This window comes from Streptomyces sp. NPDC127106, from assembly GCF_042677605.1.
Lineage (GTDB): Bacteria > Actinomycetota > Actinomycetes > Streptomycetales > Streptomycetaceae > Streptomyces.
In genome coordinates this window covers 33,826-46,281 of record NZ_JBHXTC010000041.1, presented here as the reverse complement: position 1 = coordinate 46,281, position 12,456 = coordinate 33,826, and the positions used below count along the sequence as shown (strand labels likewise).

Here is a 12,456-nt window from a genome sequence, read left to right as displayed (position 1 = left end):
TGGTGGCGTTCCTGGTGTGGACCACCCGGTGGCTTTCGGCGGGGTCGTGCACCCCCACCCGGCCGATCGGCTGGTCGGGGTCGGCGGCGACGGACTCCAGCAGGGCGGCCAGCCTGGCCCCGAGGGCCTCCACGGTGGCCTGCTCGAACAGGTCGGTGCTGAACTCCCAGTCGCCGCGCAGGGACCGGCGGCCGTCGTCGTGCCGTTCCTCGGCCACCGCCAGCGCGAGGTCGAACTTGGCGAAGCCGACCCGGACCGGCTCGTGGACGACGTCGAGACCGGGCAGCGCGGGTTGCGCCGACGGCATGCTCTGGAAGGCCAGCAGCACCTGGAACAGCGGATTGCGGGCGAGCGAGCGCTGCGGGTTGACGGTCTCGACGAGCTTCTCGAAGGGCAGGTCCTGGTGTGCGTAGGCGGCCAGGTCGGTGGCGCGGACCCGGGCCACGAGTTCGCGGAAGGTCGGGTCGCCGGAGGTGTCGGTGCGCAGCACCAGGGTGTTGACGAAGAACCCAACGAGGTCGTCCAGGGCCTCGTCGGTGCGGCCGGCGATCGGGCTGCCGATCGGGATGTCGGTGCCCGCGCCGTGCTTGGTGAGCAGGGTGGCGAACGCGGCGTGCAGCACCATGAACATGCTGGCGTCGCAGGACCTGGCGAGGGCGGTGAGCCGCTCGTGCAGCTCCGGCCCGAGGTGGAACGGCACGGTGCGGCCGCGGTGGCCGGCGGTCGCCGGGCGGGCGTGGTCGGTGGGCAGTTCCAGCTGCTCGGGGGCACCGGCCAGCGCCTGGGCCCAGTGGGCGAGCTGCCGGGCGCCGAGGCTGTCGGGGTCGTCCGGCGAGCCGAGCACCTCCTGCTGCCAGAGGGCGTAGTCGGCGTACTGGACCGGCAGCGGCTCCCAGTCGGGGGCGCCGCCGTCCCGGCGCGCGGCGTAGGCGCGGGTCAGGTCGCGGGTGAGCGGGGCGAGGGACCAGCCGTCGCCGGCGATGTGGTGCAGCACCAGCAGCAGGACGTGCTCGTCCGGTGCGAGGGCGAACAGGGTGGCACGCAGCGGCGGTTCACCGGTGACGTCGAACTCGTGGCGGGCGGCCTCGGCCAGCAGGCCGGCGAGGGCGGCCTCGTCGGCGGGCACGACGGCGAGCTCCGGTTCGGCCTGCTGGGGTGCGAGGACGTGCTGGTACGGCCGGCCGTCCAGGCTCGGGTAGACGGTGCGCAGGCTCTCGTGGCGGTGCGCCAGGTCGGTGAGGGCCAGCCGCAGCGCCTGCCGGTCCAGTTCTCCGCGCAGGCGCAGGGCGATCGGGATGTTGTAGGTGGAGTTGGGTCCCTCCAGGCGGTTGAGGAACCACAGCCGCCGCTGGGCGGAGGAGAGCGGGACGTGCTCGGGGCGCTCGGCGGCGCGCAGGGCGGGACGGACCTCGCGGGCCTCGTCCAGGGCGTCGGCGAGGGCGGCGACGGTGGGTGCCTCGAACAGGTCGCGGACCGCGATCTCGGCACCGAGGACGGTCCGGATCCGGCTGGTCAACCGCGTCGCGAGCAGCGAGTGCCCGCCCAGGTCGAAGAAGTCCTCGTGGATGCCGACCTTCGCCAGCCCCAGCACCTCGGCGAACAACGAGGCCAGGATCTCCTGCTGCGGCGTGCGCGGCACACCCGCACCCTCCGCCACCCGGCCCGGCGCCGGCAGCGCCGCCCGGTCCAACTTCCCGTTCGGCGTCAACGGCAACGCGTCCAACACCACGAACGACGACGGCACCATAAACGCCGGCAACACCCGGCCCAACGCCTCACGCAGCGCACCCGGATCCGGCACCACACCCGGCACCGCCACCAGATACGCCACCAGCCGCCGCTCCCCCGGCCGGTCCTCCCGCGCCAGCACCGCCGCCCGGGCCACCCCCGGCTGCGCCGCCAGCACGCTCTCCACCTCACCCGGCTCGATCCGGAAACCCCGGATCTTCACCTGGTGGTCCGCACGCCCCGCGAACTCCAGCACACCCGACGCGTTCCACCGCGCCAGGTCACCCGTGCGGTACATCCGCGTACCCGCCGCACCGAACGGGTCGGCCACGAACCGCTCCGCCGTCAACCCCGGCCGGTTCAGATAACCGCGCGCGACACCCGCACCCGCCAGGTACAGCTCGCCCACCACACCCGGCGGCACCGGACGCAGGAACCCGTCCAGCACGTACAACCGCGCATTGTCCACCGGACCACCGATCGGCACCGGCTCCGGCCACTCCCCCGGATCAGCCGGCAGTTCGACGCCGGTCATCACATGGGTCTCGGCCGGGCCGTAGTGGTTGTGCAGGCGCCGCCCGGGCACGGCCGCGCAGAAGTCGCGGACCCGCGGTCCGGCGGTGAGCGCCTCTCCGGCCTGGGCGAGGTGCCGCAGGTCGGGCAGGGTGCGGCCGTGTTCGGCGGCGGCCTCGGCCAGCGCCTCGATCACGAGGTCGGGTGCGTACAGCTCGGTGACCCGGTACTCCTCCAGCCAGGCGGCGAGCGCGGCGGCGTCGCGGCGCACCGCGTCGGTCGGGACGGCGAGGGTCGCGCCGTACAGCAGGGCGGAGAGGATCTCCTGTGCGGCCACGTCGAAGCTGAGCGAGGCGAACTGCGCGACGGTGGTTCCGTCGCCGCCGGGGATCTCCCGGCGGTGCCAGGCGAGCAGGTTGGCCACCGCGGCGCCCGGCATGACGACGGCCTTGGGGCGGCCGGTGGAGCCGGAGGTGTAGATGACGTACACCGGGTGGGCCGGGGTCAGCGGCGCCGTCCGCTCGGCGTCGGTCAGGTCGTTCTCCGCCGGGTCGCCGTCGGGGAGGCCCGCGGGGTCCTCGGTGAGGTCGTCCTCGGTCAGCACCAGCGCCGGGCGGGCGTCCTCCAGCATGGCGGCGATCCGGTCGGCCGGGTACTCGGGGTCGATCGGCAGGTAGGCGGCGCCGGTCTTGAGCACGGCCAGCACGGCGACGTACAGGTCGACGGAGCGGGGCAGGTGCAGCGCGACGACCTGTTCCGGTCCGGCGCCGCGGGCCACGAGCCGGCGGGCCAGCCGGTTGGCGCGGGCGTTCAGCTCGCAGTAGGCGACGGTGCGGCCCTCGAAGGCGAGGGCGGTGGCCCCGGGGGTCCGGGCGGCCTGCTCCTCGAACAGCTCGGGCAGGGTGCGGTCGGACACGGCGCGGGCGGTCGCGTTCCAGTCCTCGACGACCTGGTGGTGCTCGGCCGCGGAGAGCAGGTCGAGCCTGCCCACCGGGCGGTCCGGGTCGGCCGCGAAGCCGGTGAGCAGTCGCTCCAGCCGTTCCAGCAGGGTGCGGGCGCCGACGGCGTCCAGTACGTCGGCGCGGTGGTCGAGGCGGAAGCGGATCCGCTCGCCCGGGATGGCGAGCAGGGTCAGCGCGAAGTGGGTGGCGTCCCCGACCTGGAAGTCGGCCAGCCGCAGCCCGCGGCTCTCGGCCCGCAGGACGGCCGGGTCGAGCGGATAGTTCTCGAACACGACCGCGGAGTCGAAGAGCTCGCCGTGGCCGACGGTCCGCTGGATTTCGGCGAGCGAGGTGTGCCGGTGGTCGATGAGCGCGGCCTGCTCCCGCTGGACCCGGGCGAGCAGTTCGGCGAACGGCTCCTCGGGGCGCATGGCCACGCGGACCGGCAGGGTGTTGATGAACATGCCGATGGTGGACTCGATGCCGGGGATCTCCGGCGGGCGGTTGGCCATGGTCGCGCCGAGGACCACGTCGTCGCGGCCCAGCAGGTGGCCGACGAGCACCGCCCAGGCGCCCTGCACCACGGTGTTCAGGGTCAGGCCGCGGGAGCGGGCGGCGGCGGCCAGCGCGGCCGACGCGGGGGCGTCCAGCTCGTACCAGAGCTGGCCCGGCAGCTCGCCGCCGGTGCCGCCGCCGCGGCCGGAGCTGCCGACCAGGGTCGGCGCTTCCAGGCCCGCCAGGTAGCCGCGCCACGCCTCGCGGGCGGTGTCCTGGTCGCGGCCGGCCAGCCAGGCGAGGTAGCTGCGGTAGGGCGGTGCGGCGGGCATGCCGCGGTCGTCGCCGCCGCGCTCGTACAGCTCGAACAGCTCGCGCACCATCAGCGGCATCGACCAGCCGTCCATCAGCAGGTGATGGGTGGTCAGTACGAGGGTGTGGTGTTCGGGGCCGAACGCGACCAGGCCCAGGCGCAGCAGGGGCGGCCTGGCGGGGTCGAAGCGGTGGGTCCGGTCCTCGGCGACGAAGCGGGTGAGGGCGTCCTCGCGGGCCGCCGGGTCGAGGGCGGTGAGGTCGAGCTCCTGCCAGGCCGGTTCGACGTGGTGCGGCACGAACTGGACCGGCTGGTCCACGTCCTGCTGCCAGAAGCCGGCCCGCAGGTTGGGGTGGCGGCGCAGCAGGCCCTGGACGGCGGCCCGCAGGCCGTCGGTGTCGAGCGGGCCGCGCAGTTCGAGGACCATCTGGACGTTGTAGACGTCCACCCCGTCCCGGTCGTACTGGACCTGGAACAGGAGCCCCTCCTGAAGCGGCGACAGCGGCAGGACGTCGGCCAGGCCGTTCTGCATCATCGGGACACCTTCCACATGGCTTCGAGTCGGTCGATCTGGGCCTGGTTCAGGGAGACCAGGGAGAGGTCGGACGGGGTGTGCCCGCCGGCGTCCGGGCGCTCGGCGTGGGCGGTCAGGGCTTCCAGGGCGCGGAACCAGCTCTGCCCGAGGTCGCGTACGGCGTCCTCGTCGAGCAGGTGCCGCGGCCAGCTCCAGGTGGCCGTGAGGCGGGGGCCGGCGGGGCCGTCCAGGGTGAGGGCGTTCACCTCGACGCCGTGGGCCATGGGCAGCCCGGGGTCGGTGCCCTCGCCGAGCGATTCGGCGTCGGGGGTGACGGTCCACTCGGCGGCCGGCCCGTTCGGCTCCTGGAAGCGGCCCAGGTAGTTGAAGCCGAGGTCGGGCGCAGGCAGCGCGGCGAGGTGCGGCGCGGTGTCGGCGTTGAGGTGGCGCAGCAGGCCGTGGCCGAGTCCGCCGTCGGGCAGTGCCCGCAACTGCTCCTTGACCCGTTTGACGGCCTGTCCGGCCGCCGGTCCGCCGGACAGCGCGTCCCGGCGGTCGAGCGGGCCGAGGTCGAGGCGTACCGGGTAGAGGCTGGTGAACCAGCCGACGGTGCGGGACAGGTCGGCGCCGCTGTCGCCCGGTTCGCGGCCGTGGCCCTCCAGGTCGAGCAGGACGGCTGGGGCGTCGCCGAGCCCCCGGCGGGCCCGCCAGTCGGCGACGGCCAGCGCGAAGGCGGTGAGCAGGACGTCGTCGACCTTGGCGTGGAACGTCGCGGGCACGGTGGTGAGCAGGGGTTCGGTGGCGGCCGCCGGGAGGGTGAGGGTGAGGCTGCGCGCGGTGGCCGCGGTGTCCCGGGCGGGGTCGAGCGGCCGGCCGGTGACCGGGAGGGTGGGCGCCGCCAGGCGGCTGGTCCACCGTTCGAGTTCGGCGGTGCGGGCGGGGCGGACGGCCTCGGCGGCCAGGTGCCGGGCCCAGCTGCGGAAGGAGGTTCCCGCGGGGGCCGGACGCGGGGCGGTGTCGTCCCCGGTCTCGGCCTGCCAGGCGGTCTGCAGGTCGGGCAGCAGGATGCGCCAGGACACGCCGTCGACGACCAGGTGGTGGAGGGTGAGCAGCAGGCGTCCGGGCCGGTCCGGGCCGGCGTCGAACCAGACGGCCTGTCCCATCACGCCCGACCAGGGGTCGAGCCGACCGCGGGCGGCGGCCGCCTCGGTGGCGATCAGGGCGCGCAGTGCGTCGTCGGTGCGGCCTGCGGTGTCGATCCTGCGGACCCAGTCGCCGGCGGTGCCGCCGCCGGGCGGGTCGATGCGCATCCGCCAGCCGCTGTCGGCGTCGGTGGACAGGGCGGCGCGCAGCACGTCGTGCTGGTCGGCGAGGGCGCGCAGGGCCGCGGCGAGGCGCTGCTCGCCGAGCCCGGCGGGGACCCGGACGAGCAGGGACTGGCTGAACGCCTCCACCGGGCCGCCGCGTTCGCGCAGCCAGTGCATGACCGGGGTGAGGGGTACGTCGCCCCACGCCTGGTCGTCCGCGGGCGCACCGCCGGGGGCGGGCTCGCCGTCGGCCGTGGCGGTGGCGACGGCGGCCAGCGCGGCGACGGTCTTGTGCTCGAAGACCTGCGCGGGCGAGAGCAGCAGGCCCGACCGGCGGGCCCGGCCGACCAGCTGGATCGCCATGATGCTGTCGCCGCCGAGGTCGAAGAAGCTGTCGTGGGTGCCGACCTCTGCCAGGCCGAGCACCCCGGCGAACAGGCCGGCCAGCAGTTCCTCGCGGGGGGTGGCCGGAGCCCGGTGGTCGCCGGCGGGCGCGAACTCGGGGACGGGCAGCTGCCGGCGGTCGAGCTTGCCGTTGGGGGTCAGGGGCAGCCGGTCCAGCAGGACGACGGCGGCCGGGACCATGTAGTCGGGCAGGGACGCCGCGACGTGCCGGCGCAGTTCGCCGGCGTCGGCCGCGGCGCCGGCGGCCGGCACCACGTAGGCGGTGACCCGCTTGTCGCCGGGGCGGTCCTCGCGCACGAGTACGGCGCCCTGCGCGACGGCGGGGTGGCGGCCGAGGACGGACTCGATCTCGCCGAGTTCGATGCGGAAGCCGCGGACCTTGACCTGGTGGTCGGCACGGCCGAGGAACTCCAGGATGCCGTCGGCGCGGCGGCGCACCAGGTCGCCGGTGCGGTACATGCGGGCGCCGGGCGCGCCGAACGGGTCGGCGACGAACCGTTCGGCGGTGGCGTCGGGGCGGCCGAGGTAGCCGCGGGCGAGGCGGGCGCCGCCGATGTAGAGCTCGCCGACGACGCCCGGCGGCACGAGCCGCAGCCGCTCGTCGAGGACGTGGCAGGTGGTGTTGTCCAGCGGGCTGCCGATCGGGACGGTGGTCTCCTCGGTCCACGGTGCGCGCATGAAGTGGTGGGTGGCGAAGGTCGTGGTCTCGGTCGGGCCGTAGCCGTCGACGACGAGGGTGTCCGGGGAGGCGGCCAGGACCCGGGTGACGGCCGCGGGCGACACCACGTCGCCTCCGGTCCACACCTCGCGCACGCCGCGGAAGCACTCGGGGCTCTCCTCGGCGAGCAGGTTGAACAGTCCGGAGGTGAGCCACATGCCGGTCACCCGGCCGCCGGTGACGGCCTCGCGCAGGGCGGCGGTGTCGAGGTCACCGGGCGGGGCGACCACGACGGTTCCGCCGGAGAGCAGCGGCACCCACAGCTCGTACTGGGAGGTGTCGAAGGAGTACGGGGAGTGCAGCAGCACCCGCTGCTGGTTGCCGGTGCGCCAGCAGCGGTCGGCGGCCAGTACGGCGACGTCGCGGTGGGTGATGGCGACGCCCTTGGGCGTACCGGTCGAGCCGGAGGTGTACATGACGTACGCCAGCCGGTCGGGGTGGCTCGGGACCACCGCGGCGGGGGCGGGCGCCGGCGCGGGCGCGGGGGCGGGGGCGTCCACCACGAGCACCTCGGCCTGGCCGGCCCACTCGTGGCAGCGGTGCCGCGTGTGCGCGATCTGGTCGGTCAGCAGGACGCGGGCCCCGGCCATGGTCATGATCTGGCTCATCCGGGAGGCCGGGTTGCGGTGGTTGAGGGGGACGTAGAAGCCGCCGGCCCGGAGCACGGCCAGCAGGGACACCACCAGGTCCGCGGAGCGTTCCTGGAGCACGGCGACCGGGCTCTCGGGGCCGACGCCGAGGGCGGTCAGCCGGGCTGCCAGGGCCCCGGCCCGGGCGTCCAGCTGGGCGTAGGTCAGCTCGGTGCCGCCGGCCACCACGGCCGTCGCGTCGGGGCTGCGGCGCACCTGGGCCGCGAACAGCTCGGCGAGGCCGGTGTCCGGCACCGGGGCGGCGGTGTCGTTCCAGCGGCGCAGCAGGGCCCGCTCGGCGTCGTCGACCAGGTCGAACCGGCTGATCGGCAGCTCGGGGCCGGCGGCGACGGCCCGCAGCAGGGCCAGCAGCCGGCGGGCGACGGCCTCCGCGGTGGCGGGGTCGAAGAGGTCGAGGTCGAATTCGAGGTCGCCGTCGATGCCGCCGGGGGCGCCCGCGTCGGCGCGGTGCTCGACCAGGTTGAAGGTCAGGTCGAACTTGGCCACGCCGAACTCGACCGGTTCCCGGCGCACCGCGAGTCCGGCCAGCCGGGGCCTGGCCTCGGACTCCTGGTACGAGAGGACCACCTGGAACAGCGGGTGCCGGGCGGCCGAGCGGGCCGGTTGGAGGCGTTCCACCACCCGGTCGAAGGGCACGTCCTGGTGGCTGTAGGCGGCCAGCGCGGTGGTCCGTACCCGGGCGAGCAGGTCGGCGAAGGCGGGGTCGCCGGAGGTGTCGGCGCGGACCACGACGGGGTTGACGAAGAACCCGACGAGCCCGTCGAGGGCCTCCTCGTCCCGGCCGGCGGTCGGGCAGCCGATCGGGATGTCCGTGCCGGCGCCGAGCCGGGTGAGCAGCGCGGCCAGGGCGGCCTGGAGGACCATGTGGACGGTGGCGCCGCGGGTGCGGGCGAGCCGGTCCAGCTCCGCGTGCAGTGCCGGGTCGACGGCCAGCGGCACCGAGCCGCCGCGGTGCCGGGCGACCGGCGGGCGGGGGTGGTCGTAGGGCAGCTGGAGCTGGTCGGGCAGGCCGGCCAGCGCACCGCTCCAGTGGTCGAGCTGACGGGCGCTCAGGGAGGCCGGGTCGGCCTCGTCGCCGAGCAGTTCGCGCTGCCAGTGCGCGAAGTCCCGGTAGGTGACGGGCAGCGGCTCCCGGCGGGGTGCGGTGCCCGTGGAGCGGGCCGCGTACGCGGCGGCGAGGTCGCCGAACAGCGGGCGCAGCGACCAGCCGTCCCCGGCGATGTGGTGCAGGACCAGCAGCAGGACGTGCTCGTCGGGGGCCAGGCCGAACAGGTGGGCGCGCAGCGGGATCTGCGTGTCGAGGTCGAACGGTTCGCGGGCGGCCGCGGTGAGGGCCTGCGCCAGCTCCGGCTCGGTCACCTCGGTCTCGGAGAGCCACGGCGGGAGGTCATCGAGCGGCAGCACCCGGGGCAGCGGCCCGTCCGGTCCGGCGGGGCAGACCGTGCGCAGGGTGTCGTGGCGGCCGAGCAGGTCGCCGAGGGCGGCGTGCAGCGCGGCGCGGTCCAGCGTGCCGGTGAGCCGCAGCGCCAACGGCATGTTGTACGTCGGGGCGCGGCCCTCGACCTCGCGTATCACCCACATCCGCTGCTGGGCGGGCGACAGGACGGCCGGTCCCTGCGGGTCGCCGGCGGGCCGCAGCCGCGGCCGGGTGGTGTCGGCGCCGCGGGCCAGCCTGGCGAGACCGGCGGGGGTCGGCCGGTCGAAGAGGTCCTGGATGGTCAGTTCCACGCCGAGTTCGGAGCGGGCCGCCGACAGCAGCCGGTTGGCGAGCAGGGAGTGCCCGCCGAGGACGAAGAAGTCGCCCCGCGGTCCGACCTCGGGCACGCCCAGGACGCGGGCGAACAGGCCGCACAGCAGTCCTTCCAGCGGACCGGCGGCGGCTCCCGGCGCGCCCTGCGCCGCGGGGGCGGCCGGGGCGGGCAGGGCGGCCCGGTCGAGCTTGCCGTTGACGGTGAGCGGGATCGCGTCGAGCGCGGTGAACGACGCCGGCAGCTGGTGGGCGGGCAGCACGGCGGCGAGCTCGCGGCGCCAGGCGGCCGGGTCGGCCGGGACGCCGTCGGCCGGGACGGCGTACGCGGCCAGCCGCCGGTCGCCCGGGGTGTCCTCGCGGACGGTCACCGCGGCGTGGGCCACCGAGGGCAGTGCGGCGAGCGCCGCCTCGATCTCGCCGAGCTCGATCCGGAACCCGCGGATCTTCACCTGGTGGTCGCCGCGGCCGACGTACTCCAGGGTGCCGTCGGCCCGGCGGCGGACCAGGTCGCCGGTGCGGTACATGCGCGCTCCGGCATCGCCCGCCGGTGCGAAGGGGTCGGCGACGAACCGCTCGGCGGTGAGGCCGGGGCGGCCGAGGTAGCCGCGGGCGAGGCCGGGGCCCGCGACGTACAGCTCGCCGGTGACGCCCGGCGGCACCGGGCGCAGCGCGCCGTCGAGCACGTGGGCGCGGAGGTCCGCGAGCGGCGCGCCGACGGCGCCCGGGGCGCCGTCCGGTCCGTGGAGGGCGGTGTGGGTGACGTGCACGGTGGTCTCGGTGATCCCGTACATGTTGGAGAGCACCGCGCCGTGGCCGTGGCGCTCGTACCAGCCGGCCAGCCGGGAGGCGTCCAGGGCTTCGCCGCCGAAGACGACGTGCCGCAGGGCCGGCAGGGGGGTGGGCCGCGGCCGCTCCCGGTCGGCCTCGACCAGTTGGTAGAAGGCGGACGGCGTCTGGTTGAGCACGGTGACCCGCTGCTCGGCCAGCAGGTCGAGGAAGGCCCCGGGGGAACGGCTGACGGAGTACGGGACGACGACCAGGCGGCCGCCGTGCAGGAGCGGCCCCCAGATCTCCCACACCGAGAAGTCGAAGGCGTAGGAGTGGAACAGCGTCCACACGTCCGCGGGGCCGAAGCCGAAGTGCGACCGGGCGGTGGTGAACAGGCGCACCACGTTGTGGTGGGTGACCACCACGCCCTTGGGGCGGCCGGTGGAGCCGGAGGTGTAGATGACGTACGCGGGGTGGGCGGGGTCGACCTCCGCCCGCGGGTGGGTGTCCGGCAGGCCGGCCTGCGGCTCGTCGTCGAGGAGGACCAGGGCCGTACCGTCGGGCGCGGTGACCGGGGCGGCGGACGTCGCGACGATCACGGACGGGCCGGCGTCGGCCAGCATGTACGCGAGCCGCTCGGCGGGGTAGTCCGGGTCCAGCGGCAGGTAGGCGGCGCCGGTCTTGACCACCGCGAGCAGGGCGACGACCAGGTCGGCCGAGCGGGGCAGGGCGAGGGCGACGGTCCGCTCGGGGCCTGCGCCGTGGGTGGAGAGCAGGTGGGCCAGGCGGTTGGCCCTGCCGTCGAGTTCGCGGTAGGTGAGCTGCCGGTCGCCGTCCACCACGGCGACGGCGTCCGGGGTGCGTGCGGCCTGCGCCTCGAACAGGGCGGGCAACGTGACGGGACGGTCAGGGGCGACCGGCGCGGGGGCGACCGGCGCAGGGGCGACCGGCGCAGGGGCGACCGGCGGGTGCTCGCCGGGGGCGAGGACGTCCAGCCGGCCGCTGGGCAGTGCGGGGTCGGCGGTGGCGAAGGACTCCAGCAGGGCGGTGAAGCGGGCGAGGTGGGCGGTGACCTCCTCGTCGCGGTGGCGCAGGGGGTCGGCCTCCAGGTCGATCCGCAGGCCGGCGCCGCCGGGGCGCTCGTACACCGAGAACTTGATGTCCTCGACGGGGCCGGTCGACACCGGGTGGACCTGCGCCTCGGTGCCTTCGAAGTCCAGGCCGTGGTCGAACGGCATGATGTTGGCGACGATCGAGTGCAGGCGGCGGTCCTGTGCCAGCAGCCCCAGTTCGCGGCGGAGTTCGGCGTACGGGTAGCCCTGGTGGCGCAGCGCCTCGGCGACCCGGTCTCGGACCTCGGCGACGAGGCCGGTGAGGTCGGTGGCGGGCCGGGCGGGGACCCGCAGCGGCGGCACGTTGGCGAGCATGGCGGGGGTGCGGCGGGCCGCGCCGGAGCGCCGGTTGGTCACCGGCAGCCCCAGCACGGCCTCCCCGGCACCGGTCAGGCGCCGGGAGTAGAGGGCGACGGCGGCCAGCGCGGCCACCTGCCAGCCGGTCCCCGCGGTGCGGGCGAGCGCGTCCAGGCCCTCCCGGACGGCCGCCGGCAGGAACACCGTCCGGCGCAGCGGCGCGGCACCGCCGGCGTCAGCGCCGCGGGCGCCGGTTCCGGTTCCGGTTCCGGTGAGGGTGCCGGTGCCGAGGCCGGGTGCCTCCGGGCGGTCCGCCCAGGAGGTGAGCCAGTAGGCGCGGTCACGGGCGTGGCCGCGCGACGCGCGGTAGGCGCTCTCGGCCTCGACCAGCGCGGCGAGGTCGTCCGCCGCGGCCGGCGTGCCCGCGCCGTTGTAGGCGTCGGCGACGCGCCGGGCCACCAGGCGCAGCCCGTAACCGTCGAGCAGCAGGTGGTGGACCTGCTGGAACCAGCGGTGGCGGTCGGGGCCGAGGGTGAACAGGACCTGGTCGAACAGCGGTCCGTCCCCGTCGACGGCCATCGGGGCGGCCAGCTGCCGGCGGATGATCTCGTCGGCGGCTGCCTCCGGGTCGGGTTCGCCGCTGACGTCGACGTGCCGCAGCTCCCAGGCCGGTCCGTCCGCGGGAACGACCCGCTGGCGCACCTCGCCGTCGGCGCGGGTGTGGAAGCGCAGGCGCAGGGCCTCGGTGGCCTCGACCGCGGCGCGCACGGCCGCGGCGAACCGCCCGGCGTCCAGCGGGCCCGTCAGCTCGACGTACTCGCCGGTGTTGAACGCCGGGCTCTGCGGGTTCCTGGCCTGGGCGAACCAGACACCGAGCTGTGCGTCGGTGAGGGCCATGGACGCGACCTTGGCACCACTCATCTCTTCCCCTCCTGTCGAGCCGGC

General features: G+C 75.8%; 2 protein-coding genes. Both read right to left on the bottom strand.

Annotation, left to right across the window (positions count from 1 at the left end; genetic code table 11):
- Positions 1-4,525 (bottom strand): amino acid adenylation domain-containing protein (locus ACFVGY_RS27635; RefSeq protein ID WP_385681857.1); only part of this gene is annotated, 4,525 nt, incomplete at its 3' end.
- Entirely contained in the window at positions 4,522-12,432 is a 7,911-nt protein-coding gene (locus ACFVGY_RS27630) for an amino acid adenylation domain-containing protein (RefSeq protein ID WP_385681855.1), read from the bottom strand. The genes ACFVGY_RS27630 and ACFVGY_RS27635, both read right to left, overlap by 4 nt.
- Positions 12,433-12,456 lie beyond the last annotated feature (24 nt).